The organism is uncultured Moraxella sp. (assembly GCF_945873075.1).
In the GTDB taxonomy this organism is placed as follows: domain Bacteria; phylum Pseudomonadota; class Gammaproteobacteria; order Pseudomonadales; family Moraxellaceae; genus Moraxella.
In genome coordinates this window covers 111,402-135,754 of the sequence record NZ_CAMCBS010000002.1, presented here as the reverse complement: position 1 = coordinate 135,754, position 24,353 = coordinate 111,402, and the positions used below count along the sequence as shown (strand labels likewise).

Here is a 24,353-nt window from a genome sequence, read left to right as displayed (position 1 = left end):
TTGTTTATGTCATTAAGCTTAGAAGATGCCAAGCTCACCGCTGAAGTCATCACCACCGCCCTACCTTATATCCAAAAGTACAAAGACAAGCTGATCGTCGTCAAATACGGTGGCAACGCCATGACCGATCCTGTCCTTGAGAGCTCTTTTGCCCGTGATATCGTCCTACTCAAGACCGTCGGTATTCACCCTGTCGTCGTGCATGGCGGTGGGCCACAGGTGGATAGCTTACTATCAGAACTCGGTCGTGAGTCCGAACGCATCGATGGGATGCGTGTGACGGACAAGGCAACGATGGATGTCGTCGAGATGGTGCTTGGCGGACAAGTCAATAAATCCATCGTCAGCCTAATCAACAAACATGGCGGTAAAGCCATCGGCATGACAGGCAAAGATGCTAATCTTATCCGTGCCAAAAAATTATATATGCAAAAAATCGATGACGAAGGTCGCCCACAAGCCATCGATCTTGGCTTCGTCGGTGAAGTCGAATCGGTCAATAAAGATGTCATCGATATGCTGATCGCCAGTGACTTTATCCCTGTCATCGCACCGCTTGGTGTCGATGCCAATGGCAATACTTACAATATCAATGCTGATCTAGTCGCTAGCCGTGTCGCTGAGTTTCTCGGTGCTGAACGCCTGCTACTACTGACCAACATCAAAGGCGTACTGGATAAACAAGGCAATGTCCTAACCCATCTATCCGCCGATGATGTCGATGCACTCATCGCTGATGGCACAATCTCGGGTGGCATGATTCCAAAAATCGCTGGCGCACTCGATGCCGTCAAATCAGGTCTGCGTAGTGCTACCATCGTTGATGGTCGTGTACCGCACGCTTGCTTGCTTGAGATCTTTACCGAAGAAGGTGTTGGTACGCAGATTTTGCGAGATAAGTGATTTTTCAAACTTTAATAGTCAAATTACTACCCCAAAGCACTAAATCTTTGGGGTATTTTATGGTCTTTTCTCTAGTAAATCATCAATTTTCTGCCATGATTCCACCCAATTTGCTGTATCTTCACAACAATAACGGATAATTTTTATAATAACCTTATAATCGGTCTTGATACTTCTATTAAAAATTGGTTCATGATGTGCAATTCTATTTCTTAATTTTCTAAGTCTGTCCAAGTCCATAAAAACAACTTCCCTTAATTTGCCATTGCAATCACTTGCATTTGGTAATGCCGCAACCAAATCATTTTGCCATAATTCCTGATCAAAACGAGCGGTAAAGAAACTTTGCCAAAATACAAATGGAAGTTCTGCTATTGTTTTATCAACTATACTCTGGCGAACTTTGATTAAATCTCTTTGACGACTTTGTTTCATTGTTCTGATAAATCTTGCATTATTTATCCAATCTTCACCATATCTTTGCTCAATAATCTTAGCAACTGAATTTCTAACAACCACTTCACAAACCGCCAAACATTCTAGTAATGCAGATGAAATTTGTAAGTTCCAAAGATACAAGTCAAGTGCTTTCTTATGACTATCAGAATATTTTTCATATGTTGCCATTCTTGATATCGACAGTGTATTTCTAATATTTTCATATTTATCACTTGATTCCATATCCAATAAGCCTTATAATATCTTTGTTCGCTAGGGTTTATTGAGGGCTTTTGCCTACCCCCTAGTATTAAGCGAAAAGCCTGCCATTTGGTAGGCTTTTCTTTTGCTAGGAAGTTTATATTTTATCATAAGAATTTAATCATACATATAACTATTCAAGTCATAAACCAAAAAGCTCATCCCGTAGGATGAGCTTTTGTGGTATCTAAAATCGCTTCAGATTAGAAGTTGTATTCTAGACCTGCGCCGACGCCAACTTCATTTTGGTCGTCACGATTTGCAGCTTTGTCTTTTAGGTAGCCAGCATAGACATGGCCAGTCGCAGCTTTATTGAACGCATACTCACCACCTAGGATCGCACGCTGTTTCTCACGATCGCTCACGCCTGCATAGTTGTCTACATAGTCAAGCTGACCATAGACAGTCCATGGGGTAGCAGTTTTGTATTTAGCGCTAAGCGTATAGCCGTTTTCTTTATCTTCTGTAGTCCAGTCGGTATTTTGATATAGCGCACCCACTGTCAATGCTGGCGTGACATCGTATGCACCGCTGACACGAAGCTCAGTGATCTTGTCATCCAATGCTGGGATATTGGCTGTGCTGATATAGGTGACGCCACCACGAACTGGTAGATTTTCTGGTTCGTATTTTAGACCTACGCCATAAGCTTCAACATCCAAAGGACCCACACCAAGCACATCATTTTTTAGGTCTGGCTGAGTGGTGTTTAGCTCATCCATTGAATACATGCCTAAGAATTGTAGGCCATTGTAGCTTGGTGAAACATAAGCAAACGCATTGTTTGCGCGTGGTTCGTTGAACGCAACCAGCAAATCATCACCACCAACGACGCCACCAACAGATACATCAGCATAATCAATCATATCATCAAGTGCTGATAGGCGACCTGCCAACAATGTACCATAAGTTTTGTTTGATAGACCGATGTAGGTATCACGAGATTGTAGCGCTTCGCCGTCATTGTTATCTGGGCGGATACGATATTCTAATTGATAAACCAAATCTGTATTAGCGGTCAATGCTTCAGCACCTTTGACACCGATACGAGATCCTGCTGTATTTAGGCTGCCACGAGTAGAGTCATCTGTATCCGAATCAATCACATCGGTAGTCATGACGATTTTACCATAGATGGTAGGGGCAGCTTGTGCAGCGGTGATAGACAGTGCAGCGATCGCAGACGCTAGAACTAGTTTTTTCATGGTTATGCTCCATTTGGGCTTTATTTGACATCACTTTGCCAAGTTACACAATGTTAATTTTTGGCAGGTTAAGCGATAGACAGTTTCGATATGCACACATAGCATACCAAATTTGAAATAATTTGCAACACCTTTATAAAAATAATCAGTTACTCATTAGTCACAAAAGTTTAGGAATTTAACTCAAATGCTACAAATCCCTATAAAAACATCACACCACCCCGCCAACAAAAAAGCCCACCCCGTAGGATGAGCTTTTTGGTTACGGCAGTTCAGATTAGAACTTGTATTCGATACCTGCACCTACACCGAAGCCTTGATAGTTACCAGTTTTGGCAAATACTTTGGTTTCGTCATTGTGAGCAGCCCAAGTACCAGCTTCAACATCTTGATCTAGGTAAGCACCATAAACATGACCAGTAGTTGCTTTGTTGAATGCATATTGACCACCAACTACATAGCGTTGTTTTTCATTGCCTTTTACACCACCAGCGTTATCTACATAGTCAACTTGACCATAGACAGCCCATGGGGTTGCAGTTTTGTACTTACCACTTACTGTATAAGCATTTTCATTATCATCGCCGCTGTAATCAGTATTTTGATATAGTGCACCCAATGTAAATGCTGGAGTTACATCATAAGCACCTGAAACACGAAGCCAAGAAAGTTTTTCATTGCTAGCGCCGTTGCTTGCAGAAATGTATGCTACACCACCACGGAATGGTTGACCTTCTGGAGTATACAATACAGCTGCACCAAACGCATCACCGTTTAGAGAGTCTGCACCGTTTTCATCCATGACATACATGCCTTGAAAGCTTAGACCATTGTAGCTTGGTGAAATGTATGCAGCAGCATTGTTAGCGCGTGGCGAATCTTCTGATGCTAGAACATTGTCACCACCCAATACAGCACCTTGAGTCACATTGGCGAAGTCTACATTGCCATCGATAGATGATAGGCGACCAGCTAGTAGGGTACCGTATTGCTTGTTTGCTAGACCGATATAAGTATCACGAGCTTTAAACTGTTCGTCTTGAGTGTTCTCATCAACTTTTACACCGTATTCTAGTTGGTAAACTAGGTCAGTGTTTGCAGTTAGTGCTTCAGCACCTTTAAAACCGATACGAGAAGCGTTTGAATTAAGTTTTGCACGACTATCGTCGATAGTTTTTTCAACGCCGGCGCGATCAGTGTAATCAAAATCACCATCTTTGTAATCAACGGTAAGGAATGCTTTACCATAGACAGTTGGTGCAGCTTGTGCAGCAGTGATAGACAGTGCAGCAACGGCAGTAGCTAGAACTAGTTTTTTCATGGCTTTCTCCACTAAGAATGGGCATTCATTGCCCGCTACAAGTTTTCTTGTCAATGATGTCCGCACTACCTAAGTACTGCGATTCATCGGATTGTGATTTTGGCTGACTGACACTTGGTAACATTGAGAAACATTACAGAAGTATCCGTGATAGCCAAGCTTCATAATGTATCTATAGAATACCAAGTTTGAAATATTTTGCAATACCTTTGATGGGGATAAATTTCAAGATTTGGCAAAATATTTTATAAGATATTGATTTTTTTATTATTATATAAAAATGAAATCCCCAACATTTTTGTAAATTTTGGGGATTTTATGGTGATTTTGGAAATATTTGCTCATTTTTTGGCTAAATTTTTGGCAATTTTGGCGAATTTTACAAAATTTGTTACAACTTTGACAGCATCAAAACTTGACAATCTGATGGCTAGTATTCATCAAATTGTAATCTTAGCCTGTACAATGTTACCATTTTATGACAAGCAAGTTACAATCATTTTCCTAATTTCTGAATATGATGATAATAAAAAACACTTCACAGTCATGTGAAGTGTTTTTGGCTGGGTCAAATACTATTTAGAACTTGTATTCAATACCAGCGCCGATGCCATAACCTTGATATTTTTCATCTTTTGTGAAAGTGGTGGTGCCGCCACCAACGAAGTAGCTTTGACCTGCCACACGATCTTCATCACGATATGAAGCGTATAGATGACCAGTTGCTGCTTTATTGAAAGCATACTGAGCACCTAAAATATAGCGCTGACGCTCCGCTTGCTTAAAGCCACTGGCATTATCGACATAATCAGCTTGGCCATAAACCTTCCATGGCGTATCGGTCTGATAACTTGCACTTAGTGTATAGGCATTTTCTTTTTCAGTTCTGCCTGACACTTCACCTAGGTCGGTGTTTTGGTATAGTGCGCCGATGGTGGTTTTTGGTGTGACTTTATAATCCCCAGAAACACGCAAGGTTTTTAGATTGTCACCACCTTGCATCCATGAAACACCGGCACGCAGTGGCAGCGTGGTAGGCTTATAGATGGCTGCGACAGCATAGACATCACGACCAAAAGTATCACGACTGCTGTTGCTTAGATGCTTGCCATTAGCATCAAATTCATCACCACTGAACTCGTCAGCGACATACATGCCTTGGAAGGTTAAGCCATTATAGCTTGGTGAAGTGTAAGCAAATGCGTTGTTAGCACGCGGTTTATCGATCGCTGCTAGGACATTATCACCGCCATCGACAGCACCAACAGCCATATTTGCAAAGTTCACATTATTATCCACTGCTGTCAAACGACCTGCCACCAGTGTACCATATTGCTTATTCGCCACACCGATATAGGTATCACGAGCACTAAATTGTGAGCTATTATCATCAACTTTGACACCATATTCCAGCTGATAGACGACATCAGTGTTGGCTGTTAATGGTTCAGACCCCTTAAAACCAATCCGAGAAGCAGTAGAATTCAGTTTGCTACGGCTTACCGATGTGCTGTCAGTGACTGTGCTGCGATCTGCACTGAGTGTATCAGTATCAGAATCGACGGCATCAACCGATAGGAAAATTTTACCATAAACCGTTGGTGCAGCTTGAGCTGACATTGAGATAGCTGCTACAGCCACAGCTAGCGCTAGTTTTTTCATTAGGTTTCTCCATATTGGGCATATCTGCCCTACTGATTTTTGTTCATTGTTGGTTATGTTTCGTGCCAGCTGTTTGTTGCTACCGACACACGAAAAGTTCTGAAAATATTTCTATTTATTAATATTTTGTAACTTTATATAACATTACAGAAACATAATAGATAGTTAATTTTCAAACTTATAATATAGAATACGGATTTTGGGATAATTTGCAATAGCTGAAATGATGAAGATTTGATGACAAAGTTTTATTTTTATATTTTTCAATCAGTTATAAAATATTACAGCATAAAAATTTTATTCTACAATGTGATTGGATAGTGATCTGGATGCGTTCTGCTGAAAAAATATGAACTTATTTTTGAGTGAATAATATGTCAAATGCATAATTTATGCCGCAATATTGGTATATAATTATGCAATATTTTAGTAATATTCGTAATAATTATTTGATTATTTCCGAAATTTCTCATTTTATATTCCTGTAATATTTCAATTTGTTTAAAAATGTTAATTTATGACAAATCTGACTTTCTCACTGATTTGCATACTATATATAGATAGCAGTAGATCATCATTGCCCAAGTAAGTTTTGCGCTTTATGAGATAGTGGATTTGCGCTTGATATACATAAAAGCCACCCACCGCCCATACCATGTTATAATAGTGGGATTAAGATCTATTTTGAATTTTTTGGGCTTTATTTATGACACACACCACCGACATTCACCCAGATGATGATTTGGCGACGATTACCACTCGTGCTCGTGCCAAGACAGATATTAGCCATATTTATGAGTTCTTGGGCTGTCGTACATCCGATGCGTGGCTCGCCCTTGCCAAAGACAATCTTCCCCTACTGCTCCAAGACCACGCCAACTGCGAAAAAAAGGCGGCAGGGACGGCGATGAACTTGATTTTTCGTTATGAATTTCATCGAGACCTACAAGAGCGTCTAGCACAGCTCGTGCGTGAAGAGATGCTACACTATGAACAAGTGCTGTCACTGATGAAAGATCGTGGTATCGCATGGCACTACCTGCCTGCAGGTCGCTATGCCAAAGGACTACTCAAGCATAAGCGTACGCATGAGCCTGCTGCGATGGTGGATGTGCTGATTATTGGGGCGTTTATTGAAGCGCGTTCGTGTGAGCGGTTCTCGGCGCTGGCTGATGTCATCGATGATGAGAAATTGGCTCGTTATTATAAATATCTACTCAAATCAGAATCACGCCATTATGAAGACTATCTGGTACTAGCTCGCTCGATTACTGATGAGAGTATCGATGAGCGAGTGGCGTTCTTTCGTGAAGTTGAGCGAGAGCTGATTGATACGCCTGATGAGATGCTACGCTTTCATAGCGGTGTGCCAAGTCGTGAGCTACTGGCCCAAAGCCAAGCGCACGCCTAAAACTGAATACCACTTAAGGATAAGATGATGACCCACCCCACCCCTGTATATCTTGCTAAGTCCGTCAAAGACTGGGAAAGCAGATGGTTCGCCGCTGGTAATAGCAGCTATGGACTGATGCAACAAGCAGCACTCATGATGGCAAATCATCTGCTGTCGGTGCTTGCGCCATCACGAGTCTGCATCTGGTGCGGTAGTGGCAATAATGGCGGTGATGGCTATCTGCTCGCAGTATATCTGTCACGCCATCATCAGGTGAGTGTCTATCAAATCGCACCGCCGACGAGTATCGATGCCATGCGTGCCTGCCAAGCTGCCATCGATGCAGGTATCAGTATCACCGATACACCTGTGATGGCAGATGCGCATATCGATGCGGTATTCGGCAATGGTCTAGACCGTCCGCTGTCTGATGAGATGCATGCCATCGTCGATGCGTACAACGCCCAATCAGGCTATAAAATCGCCATCGACATCCCCACAGGGCTACATCCTAACACAGGGATGCCACTGCCTGCGTGTATGCGTGCTGATATGACGCTGTGCCTGATGGGCTATAAGGCAGGTCTATTGATGGGCAATGCTAAAAGCCATGTAGGTAAGCTTATCTGCCTGCCACTCATCCCTGCCGATGATGCGCTGTCTGCGGTCGCTTGGATTGATAACACACTGCCTGCCCTGCCTACTCGTGATGGTACACGCAGTCATCAGCACAAGGGTAACTATGGCTCGGTGATGGTCATCGGTGGTCATCCGACGATGGGCGGTGCGGTCATCATGAGTGGTGAGGCCGCCATCAGTGTCGGTGCAGGTCGTGTCACCATCGCCACGCATCCTAATCACCACCCTGCCATCATCACTCGCAGACCCAATCTGATGGTGCAGGACATTAGCGCTATCACGCTTGATAGACTGACACACATGACAGCCGTCTGTGTCGGTATGGGGCTTGGGCGTGATGCGTGGTCGGTGCAGGTTTTTGAGCAGTCTTTACAGGCTTTGGTACAGCTTGACATCCCTGTCATCATGGATGCCGATGCACTGTGGCATCTGGCTCATCGTCCCGATGTACGCCTGCCAACCCATGTCATCGCCACACCACATCATGCCGAAGCGGCTCGCCTGCTCGGTATCCATGCTGATGAAGTCGAAGCCGACCGCATCAGCACCATCTATGCACTACAAGCACGCTACGGTGGGCAATGGGTACTCAAAGGCGCAAACACGCTCACCATCGACCAGTACGGCACGATTCACATCTGCACACTAGGCAATGCAGGCATGGCAACCGCTGGCATGGGTGATGTACTGTCCGGCATGATGGCAGGCATACTTGCCCAAGCACCCGATACACCGATTCATCAAATCGTTGCTTTGCACGCTCACTGCGGCGATATACTCAGCGCTGATGGCGTCGTCGTCGATGTCAATCAGATGGGGCAAATGGCAAGTCAAGTGCTAAAAATTTCTTAATATCAAGTTAATTGCAAGCTGTTTGGCATGCTTATCATCAATAAAGAAAAATCCCAAAATCACAGCTGATTTTGGGATTTTTGCCATTAACAAACCGACTTATTCATGCACTTTGGTCGCACGCTGTAGCACAGCTTCAGGTAGTTCAAGCCCTTGTTCGGCAGCGTGTTTTTTGCTCACGACCAAATCAAGCTTTTGTGGGATAAACACAGGAATATCCGCAGGTTTTTCACCCTTAAAGATGCGAGCGATGATTTTGCCTGATTCTTTGCCAAGGTCGGTATAATTGACACCCAGCGCCGCCACCGCACCACGCTCGACCGCTTCGGTATTTGATGCAATCAGTGGGATTTTGGCATCTTTGGCGACTTGATAAATCGCTTCATAAGCATTAACCACCATATTATCGGTCGAAGTGTAGAAGACATCGACTTTACCTACTAGACTCTTGGCGGCTTGGGTGATGTCGGTTGATTTGGATGCTGGCGCTTCGACTACATTAATGCCAAGTGGTGCTAATTTTTCTTTTAATGATTTTAGCACAACGGTTGAATTGACTTCACCCGGATTATAGACAAAGCCGACATTCTTGACATTAGGCACTAGCTCACGAATCAGCTCAATCTGTGGCTCATACGGTAGCACATCTGATGCACCTGTGATGTTATTGCCTGATTTTTCAAGGCTTGCCACAAGCTTGGCTTCGACTGGGTCAGTCACCGCCGAAAAGACAATCGGCAAATCCGAAGTCGCTGCCGCCAATGCCTGTGCTGATGGCGTGGCGATGGCATAAATCACATCAGGATTATCAGAGACAAACTGCTTGGCAATCTGACCTGCCGTTGCCATATTGCCTTGAGCTGATTGGAAAGTAACAGTTAGGTTCTCACCTTCTTTATAACCTTCGGCAGCCAGCTGCTCAATCGCACCGGTGCGAGCTGCATCGAGTGCAGGATGCTCGACGATGGCAGTAATGGCTAGGGTTTTGGCTTCTTTGGCATCGGCAGGGGCAGCAGTTTGCTCAGGGGCTTTGTCGCCACCGCACGCACTCAAGACAATAGCTGTGATGCTTGCCCATAGGGTCTTTTTAAAAAAATTCGTGTTCATAAACATACTCACCATAAAAAACACACAAATAACTCAATTCACTTGGCAAACTTTGGCAGATTTTTTTGACAACGCTTAGGCAAAGCTTAGACAAAGCTTAAGTCATCCGCCAAGTTGTCATTTTATAAAAGTATAGACATTTTAATTTTAACAAAAAAAATTCATCAGCAAGATGGGCGATATCAATGATACACCCATCGTAGGCTGATGTTAAAAAAACTTATTTTTGTTGGCGTGGCGCTGTGGTATCAACATTGATACTCTCACCCAGCGTGGTCAAATCCACCGTCACACCTTGCTCGGCGGCGTGTTTTGGGCTGATAAATAGTGTCAAGGTATTCATCACCTGCGGGGTGATTTCGCTTGGCTTTTTGCCATCTAACACATCTGCGACCATCTTGGCAGTGGTCAAGCCAAAGTCATAATCATTCACGCCAAGTGCAGCTGTCGCACCACGACGCACCGAAAATTCATCAGAAGTAATCACAGGGACTTTGAGTTCATTGGCGACTTGCACCATCGCTTCCATCGCAGATGCGACGCCATTATCCAGTGATGTGTAGAACAGATCCACCTTGCCTGCTAGCGAACGGGTCGCATCCGCCACATCGCTTGAGCGGTTGGCAGGGACTTCAACCAAAGTCATGCCGTATTTTGGTAGCAGCTTGGCAAGTTCTTCTTTGACCACCACAGAGTTGGCTTCACCCGGGCTATACACAAAGCCGATACGCTTGGCATCAGGTTTGATTTTGGTAAATAGTTCGACTTGTGGCTCAAGTGGTAACTGGCTTGATAGACCAGTGATATTTTCTTGTAAGCCCTTGTTATTGCTATCGATAAGCTTGGCAGCGACAGGGTCAGAGACAGCAGTATAAATCAGTGGAATGGTGGTGGTCGCTGCCGCTAGGCTTTGGGCGGTCGGGGTGGTGATGGCAACGATGGCATCAGGATTATCAGCCACGAACTGCTTGGCAATCTGTCCTGCGGTCGCCATTGAGCCTTGTGCTGATTGGAAATTCACGGTCAAATTTTGACCATCTTTATAGCCCAAACTTGCCAATCCATCAATCACGCCTAAGCGGATATCATCAAGTGATGGGTGCTCAACAATCGCTGTAATCGCTACCGTCTTGGCGGCTTTTTCGGCGACCTTGTCAGCTGATTCGGTGCTTGGCGCAGGCTGTTCGGCTGCTGGCTTATCTTGGGCTGATTGATTACAACCGACCATCGTCGCTGCACCAAGCAGCATCGCTGGCATTACTAGGGCAAATTTATTGCGTGCTAAAGTCATACAATTCTCCAAATTCAAAAAATAAACGCCAACATTGGCTAAAAAAACTATCGGCAAAAAAGCTGATTAGCCAGTAGATTTTAACACAAGTTTAACAAGATGGATATGCTTTTGAAACATGGTTTGTGATATTCAAAAAAAATCACGCCATCATACAAAGCGATGGCGTGATTTTGGCAAGCTTAAAACGATTGTTCAGACTGCTTGGTAAATCTTGGTAAGCAGTCTTAGGTGGTTTTAGTAAGTGTCATTACCTTCAACAATCACAATCTCACCCACAGGCACGGCAGGTTTTTGCTCTTGCTTGGCTTGCGGTTTGGCTTGTGGTTTGGCTTGTTGCTTGCTTTCTTGTTTTGGTTCTGCCTTTTTCTCGGTATTGGTCACTGTACGAGTGATGGTTTGGCGAGTTTCACCGTCTTGTTTTGATGGGGTGATGGTACGAGTAACGCCATCATTATCCGATGATTTGGCAGTGTCAGCTTTTGCCACAGGCTTAGCAGTGGCTTTTTGTGGTTCAGCCTTTGGCTTGGCTTGGGCTTTTTGTTCGGTTCGTGGCTTAGACTGGGTTTGAGCTTTTTGTTCAGTCTTTGGTTTTGGCTTAGACTGAGTTTGGGCTTTTGGCTGTGTTGTGGTCGTAGGACGACTGACCGGCGTGGTATCAGTAGTCGCATCTGATGCCACCACTTCGCTTGTGCTACGATCAATCACCTGCGGGCGCATCGCTACCACAGGTGCTGCAACCGCCGCAGCAGCGACGGCAGCGGCATCCATCGCACCTGCATCAGCCGCAGCTGCCGCATCCATCTGACTGGCAGCCATTACCAGCGCATCCGCCGCCGCACCAAAAATCGGGTGCTGTGGATTGTCCAGTACCGCCTTATTATCCACAATCTTATAAGTCACGCCTTGGGTTACGATACGCCCTGCGATCAGCTCACCACCTGCAGCTTTGATATGATCAGCAAGGTTGATGTTACGCTGTGCCAATAGATTCTCCGCCGCCATCATATCTTGTGCTGATGGTGTGATATAGACATCTGCACTACAGCCTGTATCGGTGTTGCTGACATTTTGTAAATCAAAACTCACCGTGCCAAGCTGACTACGCACCTTAGTTTCCATATCTTGCATCTGTAGCTCTGACATACCCGTCAAGCGAGACAATGATGCATCGAGTAGTGCTGATTGCAGCGCATCATTTAGGCGATTTTTTAGGCTATGATCATCACACACGGCAGTGATTTGGGTGACCACAGGCTCAGCCACAGGCAGATTCTCAGCCGATTCGTCAGATTTGCTACAACCTGCCAACGCCAACAATGCTACAGTACTCGCACTGATAAATTTGATGGTGGAATTTTTCATAACCTTGCTCTTTGTGATGATCAATCAATAAAAGCCACTTGCCTGTGTTATAATAATGACAAGTTGGCAAAATCACTGCATTATAGCAATAGTTGGATAAAATCGCACCCCTTTGCCAAGTTTTGATACACTTATCCGTTTAATTTTTACAAAACATTAACATGACGACATCAGCCACTGACCGAAATTTTGACCCCATCGCTGACCACTTCGCCAAAAAAGTCTATGGCGGACTCAAAGGTCGTATCCGCTTGGCGGTACTCACGCAGGACATCACAGATGCCATCGGTGAGCTTAGCCAAACGCTTGGCAGACCACTGCGGGTGCTGGATGTTGGTGCAGGGCTTGCGCAGATTAGCCTTGAGCTTGCCAACAATCATCATGTCACCATCAATGACATCTCGGTCAATATGCTTGATAAAGCCAAAGACAGTGCGATGCAGATGGCTATCAATCCTGACCATCTGCGTTTTATTGCTTGTCCTTATCAAGCGCTGCCCGAGCATTTGAGCGATGAAAAATTTGATATGATTTTGTGCCATGCGGTGCTTGAGTGGCTTGGCGAGCCTGAAGCGATTATGGCGTTTTTTGATCGGTATTTGGCAGATCATGGCGTGCTGTCATTGTGCTTTTATAATCCAGCTAGCCTGATTTATCGCAATCTTGTGATGGGGAATTTTTATCAGCTTGACACGCCCCGCCCTGCCGATGACAAGAGCCTGACGCCCAATCACCCTGTCGCCCCCGAAGCAGTTGAATCTTGGCTGACACATCATGGCTATACCATCACCATCCGCTCTGGGATTCGGGTGTTTTCGGATTATGCACCGCTAAAGCGTGGCGGACTCAACAATCCCGATGACATCGTCGCAATGGAGCTACGCTACGCAAGGCAGATGCCGTTTCGTCTGATGGGTCGCTATTTGCATATCATTAGCCAAAAACAAACTCAACAGTAGCCAAAAAATCACCCGTTCTTTGCTCATCCTCACCCAATCTACATCCATGATTGGGTGATTTTTTTATACAAAACAACTACATAATGCGGTTTGATACTTGGTATATTAACAAAAATATAACCTTATGATACAATTTAGGCATTTAAGTGTTTAAATTAGTCATTCATCGAGCATCCGTGTATGTTTTCTTTTTTATCCATTGAATTTGCCTTATTATTCATCGTATTTTTGGCAGTATATTGGGCATTTCGCCAGTCACCAAAGTGGCAAAATATCCTACTAATACTCACAAGCTATGTGATCATCTATCTGATGGCAGGAATTGTTGCGGTTAGCGTATTGTTTGGCTACACTGTTTTTGTTTATTTTATTACAAAATTCATGGCGACAAGCGAACGCAAAAAGCCTTGGCTTATCACAGGTATCGTCATCACGCTTGTGCAGTTGAGTATTTTTAAATACTATGACTTTTTTCGTGAGTCGATCAAGCTTGCCCTTGAAACGCTACAACTTGATAGCTCAGGACTAATGGCAAACATCATTTTTCCGCTAGGGATTTCTTATTACTCATTTCAGGCGATCAGCTATATGGTTAGCCGCTATTATGACGAAAAAGAAGTACCCGCCTTTGGCTTTGCCGATCTTTTGACACATTTGTCATTTTTTGGCACGATCAGTGCAGGCCCGATTGCTCGTGCCAAAAGCGCATCAGGTCTGACAGATATCGAAGGCAAGCCGTGCGGTATGAGCGCCCAAATCCGCACGCAGTCGCCACGACGTATCCTATTCCCCACCATCGCTTTATGCTTGATTTTATTGGCATTAATCAAAAAATGGTGGCTGGCAGGTTGGCTTGCGGATAATTGGGTGAATCCAATTTTTACCAATCCGATGCAGTACCACAGCCTAGAAGTACTGGTGGCGATTTATGCTTATACCTTACAGCTGTTTTTAGATTTCTCGGGCTATAGTGAGATGATGGTGGCATTTGGTATGCTACTTGGTTTTCGCCTGCCGGTGAACTTCAAAGCACCGCTGATTGCCCACAATATCCGTGCCTTTTGGGACAGATGGCATATTAGCTTATCGACTTGGATTCGTGATTATATCTACATTCCACTGGGTGGTAGTCGCAGTGGCTTTGCCAAAACACAGCTAAACCTACTCATTGCGATGGGTTTATCAGGCATTTGGCATGGCTCAAGCTTGAACTTTTTGCTTTGGGGGATTTTGCACGGACTTGCCATTATTTGGCTTAACTGCACCGATAAGCTATGCCAAAATTATCTCGGCATGGATGCCAAATCATCCCGCAATGCCCTATATAATCACAGCTGGCTTGGCAAAGTGATTGGTATTTTTGTGACTGTCACCTTTGTCAGCCTTTGCTTTGTCTTTTTTCGGGCGACCACTTGGGCAGAAGCGATGGGGATTTTTAGCGCACTTGTGTACAACCACACCAATGTCGGCTGGAATGATAATCCGATTTATATGCTGTCTATCTTTTTGGTGGCGTGGCTACTGTATCCGCTTTATACCAAAGCCACACCAAGCATCGTCAAGATTGGCGCTCGTATCCCAAAAATCGTGCTCATTCCTGTGATTTTTGTGCTACTTATGACCGTGATTATTTTTGCACCATCAGGCATTCCAGGATTTATTTATGCAAACTTCTAATCCATCTACCCAAAAACCCGTGAGCGACCGCCAATATCCTGAGCCAAAACACATCAAACTTGGCGAGATTGAACCGCCTTATGACCATAGCTCAACCATCAGTTATTTGCTGTTTGTGCTATGCTTATTTGCCGTGCTGAGCATTTGGATTATGCAAAATTCGGTGAATGCGTATTTTTTGCAAACTTATCACCGTGAAAGCCCAATTGCACCACTCAGCCAATATAGCCTATGGGCAAAAGGTGGCGATATTGGCAATGCATTGTATGCGGCACACGGGCAATTTACCGACCAAATCGTCGCCTATAATCAGCAAATTGCCACCAATTTTAATGAGCAATATGCCTACACACCTGAATACAAGGTGCAAATGGCAATCAAAGCTGAGCTAGAAGCCGCCAAACAAGCACAGCTTGCCGAAGAAAATCGCCAAAAAGAGCTGGCGAACCAATATGTACTTCGAACCGGCGATGAGATTTTCTTTGCCGGTGACTCAATGATGCAAGGGGTTGCGCCACACGTTCAGCAATACCTACAAAAAAATTACAATATCAAATCAGTAAACCTAAGCAAACAAAGCACGGGACTGGCTTATCCAAGTTTCTTTGACTGGCCAAAAACCATCGAAGAGACACTGGCAAGCAATGCCAATATCAAAATCTTGGCGGTATTTTTGGGCCCAAATGACCCGTGGGATATGCCTGATTTACAAACCAAAGCCCGACTCAAATTCCAAACACCTGAATGGGAAGCGTCGTATCGCGCTCGCATGGCAAGTATCATCCAAAGTGCACACAGTCGTGGCGTCAAGGTGATTTGGATTACACCGCCAAACATGAAAAAACAACAGCTCAATGAGCAGATGATTTATCTGAATAAAGTCATGCAAGAAGAGCTCAAAGCCCATCATGTGCTGACGCTTGATGCTCGGCAATTGTTAGGTACGAGTAACGATGTTTACAATGATTATCTTGTAAAAGATGGCGAAACCATTAAAATGCGTAGCTCCGACGGTATTCATTTTAGTGTCCAAGGACAAAAATTGATTGCCGAAGCCCTTCAACAACAACTCACCATCTTGCCATAGGCAACTGGTGTTAATGGTAACTGTCATGAAAAAACAACTTGCCTTATCCACGCTCGTGTCCGCCCTATGCCTTGACGCTCAAGCGACTTATCTGACCAATTATGGCGAGCCAAATACAGACAAATTGGTACAAGCACTGAACAATCAACAGGTGCATATCGTACAGCTTGGCGACTCACACACCGCTGGCGACAGCATGACCGACGCCCTACGCTCAAGCCTACAATCTCACTATGGCAACGGCGGTATGGGCTGGGCGATGCCAATGTATTTTAGCGGTCAACGCATGGCACGATTTGGCTATGACAATTATCAATGGACGCCTGTGTCTAGCCGTCGCACCACGAGCGAAGATTATACGCTAGGCGGTCTGATTGCCAAGCCAAATGGTGCAGGTAGCACACTCACCATCAAATCCAAACGCAATGAACCCACCCAAAACATCATCGTCAGCATCAAACAAGGCGCGTATGATGGTGTGCTTAGCGGTGTTGATGCCGATGGTAATCGCTTCACACTCGAAGCACCCATCAAAAACGGCACTTGGCAAACTACCAAAATCCATGCCAAGCTACCATTCACCATCACCGCCAATGGCACTATGAGTGATACAGCCATCGGTGGCTGGTGGGCGTTTAATGCCAATGGCACAGGTGCAACCGTATCATCACTCGGGATTAATGGCGCTGAGCTATCACACTGGAGTCGCTGGAATATGACGGCATGGCAAAATGAACTTGCCACCGTCGCACCCAATCTCATCATCCTAGCCTACGGCACGAACGAAGCCTACAACAGCGTCGAGCCTGAGCGTGTACGCCAAGTGCTGACAGAGCGTATCGCCCAAATTCGCAAAGCGTCGCCAAACAGCGCCATCATGATTGTCTCATCCCCTGAAGCGCTCAAAAACACCGCTGGCTCATGTGGCACACGCCCAAGCAAACTCAGTGACATCCAAGAAGTGCAACGCCAAACCGCCCAAAGCCTACAAACCCTGTTTTGGGATTGGCAAGGTGCAATGGGTGGCAGCTGCTCGATGAAAGGTTGGATTAATAGTGGTAAAGCATCAAAAGATGGTGTGCATTTTACCCATTCAGGCTATACACAGCTGGGCAATCTGATGGCAGATGACATCATCTCGCTATCATCAGGCACAGGCTATCAGCCAAGCAGTTTTTATCAACCAAGCAATACTTATCAGCCAAACAGTCATTACCCGACCGTCAATGGCACGCTTAACGACCAGTCAAGCATTCGCATTGTCCGCTGATGCGTGATTGATAAGACTTGGTAATATCGGGAAGTTATGCTATGCTAACTTCCCTTTTTGATGAATAATTAACCAAGTCATGCATACAACCACCACCCCAAACCGCACGCTACTCATCGGCTCGCTACAAGTCATCATGGCGGGGATTTGTTGGGGGACTTTGGGGATTTTTTCGACACAGCTTGGCAGGCTTGGGCTAGATAGCTTTGCCATCACCACCTTGCGCATCGTTACCGCTGGCATGATGGTGCTTGTGCTATTGCCAAGCTTATATCGCACCTTTTTGACCATGCGTGCCAAAGAATGGCTCAGCCTAATCGTGCAGTCGCTCATCGGTGTGCTTGGTATGACTTTGTGTTATTTTTATGCGGTCAGTCAGGTGGGTGTCAGCATGGCGGTGGCGCTACTTTATACTGCGCCTGTGTTTAGCCTTGTGCTTGCCAAGCTTATCCTAGGCGAGCAAATCTCGCTCAAATCCGCTCTACTTGCCATCGTTGCCGTCATCGGTGTGGCGTGCTTGATGGCAGGTGATACATTTAGCCTGAATATGGGCGTGGCGGTCGGTCTGTTGTCAGGGCTATGCTATTCGCTGTACGGCATTTTGGGCAAAAAAGCGATGTCGTTTAACCACTCGACACAGATGGTGTTTTTTAGCTCGGTGGCATTTAGTGCGATTGCCCTGCTATTTTTACCCCAGACCTTTGCCACTTATCAGACGGTGTTGACGCTACCGATGCAGGCATGGGTTTATGTGATTGGGCTTAGTCTGGTTGGTACGATTGCACCGTTTTTTCTGTATATGACTGCGCTCAATAAACTACCTGCCACGACGGCATCGGTCTTTACCATCATTGAGCCATTGACAGCGATTATCTTGGCGATTGTGCTACTTGGTCAGCCACTACTACCCTTACAGATGATTGGTGTGGCACTGATTATTGGGGCGACTTTGGCAAATGCCCTGATTCATCGTTAATGTTAATGAAGTGATACGCCAAGATTGATATGCCGATGATAACTTTACAACTTTATCAAGCTGACAATTTGCCATCTTATCAATCAGGTAGCTAATTAGTCAGTCAGCCAAATCAATCCAGCCATCGACCCAGCAGTGCATTGACCGCTGATTCAGTGCGTAAAATGCGACTGCCCAGACTCACCGCCTGCACCCCGACACTGCCTAATAGCTCAATTTCATAAGGGATAAACCCCCCTTCAGCACCGACGATAAGCACGCTCGGCAAGCCATCTTGCACCACCGTGCCAAAGCCGATATCCGCATAAGGATGCGCCACGAGCGCCTTACCATCACCGATGATGACAGGTAGCTCGTCTTGGACAAAGGGCTTGAACCGCTTTGCCATCACAATCTGCGGTGGCACGGTATCAATGCCCTGCTGTAGCCCTTCGGTAATGTATTCATCAATTTTATTTAATAATGGCGAGCTCCAATAGGATTTGTCCGTGCGATAGCTATTGATAAGCACAATGCGATTTACCCCCATTGCTGTCATATCCATCACAAGGCGGCGTAGCACCTTTGGACGGGGCAGTGCTAATATGACGGTCAGATTCAGCTTCGGCGGTGGTGATTTATCAAGGCTAAGCATACCCAGATGAATGCCATCATCACCCATTCGCATGATGATGGCTGTACCGATGAGCCCATGACGACAGCCGACCTTTAGGGTATCGCCCACGCCTGCCCCGAGCACTGTGCGGATATGTGCGATGGTCGTCTTGTCATTGATGAGTACTGTCTCACCTGTGATGTCGCTTGGGTTTAATAAGATAATATTCATAATCCATGCCCATTCTCTGTATGATGTAGCACGCTCATAATCTCATCAAACTGATGCGTCAGTGCTGATTGCTTGGCTTTGACAAGTCGTTCGCCCTGCTCGCCACTCCAGCGATAGACATAGGTCTGTACCAGCGCCTCAATAAGCTTATCTGCTACCTGTGCATCTGTGGCATCCAATTGCGCCAGCGCACCCACTTTGCGCAGCTCTTTGGTCAATAGATGACAATTATCATCATAGCTACCCATGATAATCGGCTTGCCAAGACTTGCCGGCTCAATCGGATTATGCCCACCCACAGGCACAAATGAGCCACCCACCACCGCCACATCACACAGCTGATACCATGCCATCAGCTCACCCATCGTATCCGCCAGATACACCTGCGTCCGGTCTGTGATGGTATCATTTGCCAAGCGTCTAGCGGTCACAAGCCCCATCTCACAGCACAGCTGATACACCGCATCAAAGCGTTCGGGATGGCGTGGCACTAGGATTAATAATGGGTTAGCCTGTTGATTGGACAGGGTTTGTAGTTTATCAATGAACTGACGATGTGCAGTGAGTGCCAACAACTCTTCACTATCGTGCGTACTTGCCATCGTCCACACTGCTCGCCTGCCCGCAGTATGAATCACATCCGCCATTGTCTTGGCAAGCTGTTGATTGGCAGGGGTTAGTCCACTTTGGCTGACCCATTTGAGCGAATCAACCACCACAACCTGCACATCATTCGCCCCAAGTGCCAAAAACCGCTTGGCAGAGTCGCTATCTTGGGCAATGATTTTATCCAAATTTGCCATCATACTACGGCTGACCTTAGTGATTTTGGCATAGCCTTGATAAGATTTGTCCGTTAGGCGGGCATTGACCATCAATGCAGGGATGTTGTGTTTTTTTAGTTCATATAAAGTATTCGCCCACAGTTCAGTCTCGATAAACAGCGTCATCACAGGCTTTACATGAGCCAAGAACCGCTGTATCACCACAGGGCTATCCACAGGCACAAAGCTATGCGACACCCGTGATTGCTCAATCTCATCAGCGAATAATCGACTCGCTCGCTCAAAGCCCGTCTGCGTGGTACTGCTAATCCATAAGCCAAAGCCAGCATCGAGCAGTTTTTTTAATAATGGATAAGCGGTATTTAGCTCACCTAATGAAACAGCATGACACCAAATCACCCCCTTATCTGCCTTTGGTGCAGGCAGATACCGCTCACCAAACCGCTCACCCAGCTCACGAGTCAAGGTTGGTCTGTGGCGAGATTTTTTCTTGACCATCATCCGATAGATGGGCGCAAGTAAGCTGATGGCGACTTTATAATATAGTGGCGGGGCAACGGGTGTCATCATTGAAAAATACTAGCAAAAATTGGCATAAATAATTGGCGTATTGTAACATTTTCGCCCCATAATGGCGATAATACTTGCCAATAAAAAAAGACAGGCGAAAACCCGTCTTGCGATAATCCGCACCCTGTTATTGCTCAAGCATCTTTGGGTCAGCACCAAATTGATTCTCACCGCGAGTGCCTTCGGTGCATAGCAAAATCAATAGCCAAATCCCACCAATCAGCGGTACAAGCGAAATAAAATACCACCAGCCTGATTTATCCACATCATGCAGGCGACGCACGGTCAGCGCAATGATTGGCACAATCGTCGCCAAATAAAAAATCGACGCCACAAGCACAAAAAAGTACGACAAATATTCTGATATCCAAAAGGTGATATTCATCAACATGGACAGGATAACAGCGACAATCATATACACAAGCATCGTGCCCCAATATTCTTTGCGACGAGCTCGCCCATTAAAATTGGCATAATTTTTGGTGATGGTTTGCACCGCATAATCCACAAAAGTCGCAGGCGTTTCTTTGCTGTTGATTTTGACCAAGCTGTTATTGATATCGGTGGCAAATTTATTAAACGAATCACCAACCTTATTACCAATCTCATCAAGCTTCGCCACCGTCTGACTCTGCGCAGGCATCGCATAGACATCAGGATAAATATCAATCGCCTTGTGCGTATCATCGATATTAAAATCCACATCTTGCCCTGCTTTTGGCAAGCTTTGACCATGCCACTGGTCAGCATTGAATAAATAGCGAGTGCCATCACTGCTTAGAATCAGTCCACCGCCTTGCGCCACCGAAAAATCTAAAATCTTACCTTTCATCAGATACTCATCATTGTGTTAATCAATTTTTTAATAAAAAAATCATTATAACACTTTTTATAATTCTCAACAATCATCTACAGGACAAAAATAAAAAGACAGGCGCAAACCTGTCTTTATAGTCATCTCAAACCAAGCATCAGCCATTTAGCATATTGCCCAAGAACTCAAGCACATTTTTTGAGCTGGCTTTGGTTTGCAGGTGTTCAAGCTTGGCTTTGACCACTGCTTTTGGCTCACTAGATAGTGTCTGCCAACGAGCCAATGCCGTCAATAGACGAGCCGCCAAAAGCGGATTACTGCCGTCAAGTCGCTCCACCGCTGACAAATACAATGCCACGCCTGCTTCGCTCCACAGCTGAACTGGCTTGGCAGCGAGCGCACCGAGCACCGCACGCACACGATTTGGCGTATTCCAATCAAAATCATCACGAGCCATGAGACGGGCAATCTCATCGACACCGGTATGGCTTGATGAAGTTTGGGCGCTAAACCAAGTATCAATCACCAAATCTTCATCGCTAAATCGCTCATAGAAATTCTCGATAAATACTTGTTTTTGTTCAAGATTATGATGAATAATCGCTGTCAGTGCACCCAGTCGCTCACTCATACATGATGCCTTATCATACTGTGCATACGCCCACGCATCCGCACCATCGATACCTGCGGTCAATGATAGGTCAAGTAGGACATTTTTTAGCAATCGACGGCCACGAGCATCAGGCGTATCAGCATACGCTTCATTGCCAAGCGACGCATACCACTCGCCCGCCACATCAGACAGCAACTGTGCAATCAGTGATTTGAGCGCATCACGGCGTGCCTTGACCGCTGTAGGGTCATAGTCGGTATCATACGCCATCGCAAGCTCTTTTTCGCTTGGCAAATCAAACAAACGAGCAGCAAGCATCAGGTCGGTGTCTTTAAGCTTAGTAACAGCTGTTTTTAACGCATTGGTCAAGATGCTTGCATCATCGCTATTGCCAAATAGCCAACGATTGACCAAGCTTTGCAAGGCTTGCCACTGGTTAAAGCCTTCGGTCTCGAACGCCACTAGGCGTGCCAAATCTTCATCGGTATAATCAAAATCCAGCTTCACCGGCGCAGAGAAATTACGCAGTACCGACACCACAGGGTGCGCACCGTCGCTAAGCTTGATGCCATCAAAGACAAACTCATCACTGTCTGTGGTCAATAGCAGCATATCGCTTGCCAACATCTCACCTGTCACACTATCAAAAATCGCTGTACCCACAGGGATAGGCAGTGCAATCGGCGCATCATAATTTGGCACATGGCGAGTTTTTTGGGCAAGGCTTATCACCACTTTATCGCCATCAACACGAGATGAGCCTGACAGCACAGGCGTGCCCGGCTGACGATACCACGGCATAAATAGCGACACTCGCTCATCAGCGACCGACAAGGCGGACAAGAAATCTTCAACCGTCACCGCCATGCCATCATAACGGCGGAAATATTCGTCCGTGCCTTGACGGAATTTATCTTTGCCAAGTAAATTAGCAAGCATACGCACAATTTCTGCACCTTTTTCATAGATGGTCATGGTGTAAAAATTGTTAATCTCAACAAAGCTCTCTGGTCTGACAGGATGCGCTAACGTCCCTGCATCTTCGGCAAACTGCGCCGAGCGTAGCATTGCCACATCTTCGATACGCTGTACTGCTTTTGAGCGAAAATCCCCCGAAAAGCTTTGGTCGCGAAATACCGTAAAACCTTCTTTTAGGCACAGCTGAAACCAATCACGGCAAGTGATGCGGTTGCCCGTCCAGTTGTGAAAATACTCATGCGCAATCACTGATTTGACATTAAAACTACGCTCATCGGTCGTAGTCTCTGGGCTTGACAGCACACAGCTGGTATTAAAGATATTCAGACCCTTATTTTCCATTGCCCCCATATTGAACTGACTGGTCGCCACAATCATATAGCGGTCAAGGTCATAGGCACGCCCATAGTTATCTTCATCCCATTTCATCGCATCTTTGAGCGCCTGCATACCGACATGGCACTTATCAATATCATGCGCTGTGGCATATACTTCAAGCAGCACATCACGCCCTTCGATGGTGGTATAGCTATCGCTTAGCACTTCTAGATTGGCGATGACAGCGGCGAATAGGTAGCTGGGTTTTTTGGTTGGGTCATGCCAAATGGTAAAGTGACGCTCATCACCGACATCGCCTGACTCAATCAAATTACCATTGGCAAGCAAAGTTTTAAAGCGTTTTGGCGCTTCAAGTCGTGTGGTGTATTCGGTCAGGACATCAGGACGGTCGGGAAAATAGGTAATCTTACGAAAGCCTTCAGGCTCACACTGCGTCACAAACATCAGCTCATCGCCCTGACCTGACTGATACAGGCCTTCAAGCGTGGTGTTGGTCTGCGGGGTGATACGCACACGAGTTTGTACCACAGCATCATTTGGCGCATCTAGAATGGTCAGCGATTCATCGTCTTTTTTGTAGGCATTGTCGCTAAGCACTTGACCATTTAGGCGAATATCTTGTAGCTCAAGACTACGCCCAAACAGCACCAACTCACCTTCATGACGGCGGGTCATCTCAAGGGTAGCATCGACAGTGGCATGGTCATCAAATAGCTGAATATCCAAATCCACTTTTTTTACTTCAAAGCTTGGCGGTGTATAGTCTTTTAGATAAATTTTGGTCGGTTGTTCGGCGCTCATAGATATACTCTTTTGTAGATAAATAACACAACATACTACCAAAAATTGCTTTTTTATGAAAGCAAATCCACCGTTATCTTTGTTTTGTTGTAGTAAATGCAACGATTTAGACAACCAATGCAAAAATCACTTGTCAAATTGTTATAAATTTGTCATCATATAGGCAGTGCATTTACTTTCCAAAAACAAATCATGCAACCAAGATTGCATTATAATAATCA

Annotated in this window: 20 protein-coding genes; 9 read left to right on the top strand and 11 right to left on the bottom strand. The window is 45.5% G+C overall.

Annotated features, from left to right (window positions below; genetic code table 11):
- Positions 1-6: 6 nt before the first annotated feature.
- Positions 7-903 (top strand): acetylglutamate kinase, encoded by an 897-nt coding sequence (gene argB / locus Q0N89_RS01290; RefSeq protein WP_294033008.1) that lies wholly within the window; start codon positions 7-9, stop codon positions 901-903.
- Positions 904-960: 57 nt separating this feature from the next.
- Here argB and Q0N89_RS01285 read toward each other — a convergent pair whose 3' ends face one another.
- The 3 genes from Q0N89_RS01285 to Q0N89_RS01275 all read right to left on the bottom strand — a co-directional run bounded on the left by Q0N89_RS01285 (position 961) and on the right by Q0N89_RS01275 (position 4,128).
- The gene (locus Q0N89_RS01285; RefSeq protein ID WP_294033007.1) at positions 961-1,584 is read right to left on the bottom strand and encodes an Abi family protein; all 624 of its coding nucleotides are present in this window, start codon (positions 1,582-1,584) and stop codon (positions 961-963) included.
- Positions 1,585-1,805: 221 nt separating this feature from the next.
- Positions 1,806-2,807 (bottom strand): porin, encoded by a 1,002-nt coding sequence (locus Q0N89_RS01280; protein WP_294033006.1) that lies wholly within the window; start codon positions 2,805-2,807, stop codon positions 1,806-1,808.
- A gap of 277 nt (positions 2,808-3,084) precedes the next feature.
- Entirely contained in the window at positions 3,085-4,128 is a 1,044-nt protein-coding gene (locus tag Q0N89_RS01275) for a porin (RefSeq protein WP_294033005.1), read from the bottom strand.
- Positions 4,129-4,446: 318 nt separating this feature from the next.
- Between Q0N89_RS01275 and Q0N89_RS01270 the strand changes: the two genes are divergently transcribed.
- Positions 4,447-4,680, top strand: coding sequence for a hypothetical protein (locus tag Q0N89_RS01270; protein WP_294033004.1), 234 nt, complete (start codon positions 4,447-4,449; stop codon positions 4,678-4,680).
- Positions 4,681-4,707: 27 nt separating this feature from the next.
- Here Q0N89_RS01270 and Q0N89_RS01265 read toward each other — a convergent pair whose 3' ends face one another.
- On the bottom strand, positions 4,708-5,790 hold the full coding sequence (locus Q0N89_RS01265; protein WP_294033003.1) for a porin: 1,083 nt from the start codon (positions 5,788-5,790) through the stop codon (positions 4,708-4,710).
- 706 nt (positions 5,791-6,496) lie between these two features.
- Here Q0N89_RS01265 and Q0N89_RS01260 point away from each other — a divergent pair.
- Together Q0N89_RS01260 and Q0N89_RS01255 are read left to right on the top strand one after the other, a co-directional pair.
- On the top strand, positions 6,497-7,201 hold the full coding sequence (locus tag Q0N89_RS01260; protein ID WP_294033002.1) for a tRNA-(ms[2]io[6]A)-hydroxylase: 705 nt from the start codon (positions 6,497-6,499) through the stop codon (positions 7,199-7,201).
- A 27-nt stretch (positions 7,202-7,228) separates the two neighbouring features.
- On the top strand, positions 7,229-8,674 hold the full coding sequence (locus Q0N89_RS01255; RefSeq protein ID WP_294033001.1) for an NAD(P)H-hydrate dehydratase: 1,446 nt from the start codon (positions 7,229-7,231) through the stop codon (positions 8,672-8,674).
- A gap of 99 nt (positions 8,675-8,773) precedes the next feature.
- Here the strand turns inward: Q0N89_RS01255 and Q0N89_RS01250 are convergent, their stop codons facing one another.
- The 3 genes from Q0N89_RS01250 to Q0N89_RS01240 all read right to left on the bottom strand — a co-directional run bounded on the left by Q0N89_RS01250 (position 8,774) and on the right by Q0N89_RS01240 (position 12,437).
- Positions 8,774-9,781 (bottom strand): ABC transporter substrate-binding protein, encoded by a 1,008-nt coding sequence (locus Q0N89_RS01250; RefSeq protein ID WP_294033000.1) that lies wholly within the window; start codon positions 9,779-9,781, stop codon positions 8,774-8,776.
- 220 nt (positions 9,782-10,001) lie between these two features.
- Entirely contained in the window at positions 10,002-11,072 is a 1,071-nt protein-coding gene (locus Q0N89_RS01245) for an ABC transporter substrate-binding protein (protein ID WP_294032999.1), read from the bottom strand.
- 237 nt (positions 11,073-11,309) lie between these two features.
- Positions 11,310-12,437, bottom strand: a complete 1,128-nt coding sequence (locus tag Q0N89_RS01240; RefSeq protein ID WP_294032998.1) for a hypothetical protein — start codon at positions 12,435-12,437, stop codon at positions 11,310-11,312.
- A gap of 161 nt (positions 12,438-12,598) precedes the next feature.
- On the opposite strand from Q0N89_RS01240, the gene Q0N89_RS01235 reads away from it, so the two are divergent.
- The 5 genes from Q0N89_RS01235 (at position 12,599) to Q0N89_RS01215 (ending at position 18,406) form a co-directional block, all read left to right on the top strand.
- Entirely contained in the window at positions 12,599-13,396 is a 798-nt protein-coding gene (locus tag Q0N89_RS01235; RefSeq protein ID WP_294032997.1) for a methyltransferase domain-containing protein, read from the top strand.
- 180 nt (positions 13,397-13,576) lie between these two features.
- Entirely contained in the window at positions 13,577-15,073 is a 1,497-nt protein-coding gene (locus Q0N89_RS01230; protein WP_294032996.1) for an MBOAT family O-acyltransferase, read from the top strand.
- Positions 15,060-16,160, top strand: a complete 1,101-nt coding sequence (locus Q0N89_RS01225) for an SGNH family hydrolase (protein ID WP_294032995.1) — start codon at positions 15,060-15,062, stop codon at positions 16,158-16,160. The genes Q0N89_RS01230 and Q0N89_RS01225 overlap by 14 nt, the downstream gene beginning before the upstream one ends.
- 25 nt (positions 16,161-16,185) lie before the next feature.
- A complete protein-coding gene (locus Q0N89_RS01220) occupies positions 16,186-17,430 on the top strand; it encodes a GDSL-type esterase/lipase family protein (protein WP_294032994.1) in 1,245 nt (414 codons plus the stop codon).
- Between the two features lie 79 nt (positions 17,431-17,509).
- On the top strand, positions 17,510-18,406 hold the full coding sequence (locus tag Q0N89_RS01215; RefSeq protein ID WP_294032993.1) for an EamA family transporter: 897 nt from the start codon (positions 17,510-17,512) through the stop codon (positions 18,404-18,406).
- A gap of 112 nt (positions 18,407-18,518) precedes the next feature.
- Here Q0N89_RS01215 and Q0N89_RS01210 read toward each other — a convergent pair whose 3' ends face one another.
- From Q0N89_RS01210 to pepN, 4 genes are all read right to left on the bottom strand, one after another.
- Positions 18,519-19,232, bottom strand: coding sequence for a 16S rRNA (uracil(1498)-N(3))-methyltransferase (locus tag Q0N89_RS01210; RefSeq protein ID WP_294032992.1), 714 nt, complete (start codon positions 19,230-19,232; stop codon positions 18,519-18,521).
- Positions 19,229-20,587 carry a 3-deoxy-D-manno-octulosonic acid transferase gene (locus Q0N89_RS01205; RefSeq protein WP_294032991.1) on the bottom strand — a complete coding sequence of 453 codons (1,359 nt, stop codon included), beginning with the start codon at positions 20,585-20,587 and terminating at the stop codon, positions 19,229-19,231. Before Q0N89_RS01205 ends, Q0N89_RS01210 begins: the two co-directional genes overlap by 4 nt.
- Positions 20,588-20,714: 127 nt before the next feature.
- Complete coding sequence (locus Q0N89_RS01200; RefSeq protein WP_294032990.1) at positions 20,715-21,419, bottom strand: DUF805 domain-containing protein; 705 nt, start codon at positions 21,417-21,419, stop codon at positions 20,715-20,717.
- 139 nt (positions 21,420-21,558) lie between these two features.
- On the bottom strand, positions 21,559-24,132 hold the full coding sequence (gene pepN, locus Q0N89_RS01195; RefSeq protein ID WP_294032989.1) for an aminopeptidase N: 2,574 nt from the start codon (positions 24,130-24,132) through the stop codon (positions 21,559-21,561).
- Positions 24,133-24,353 lie beyond the last annotated feature (221 nt).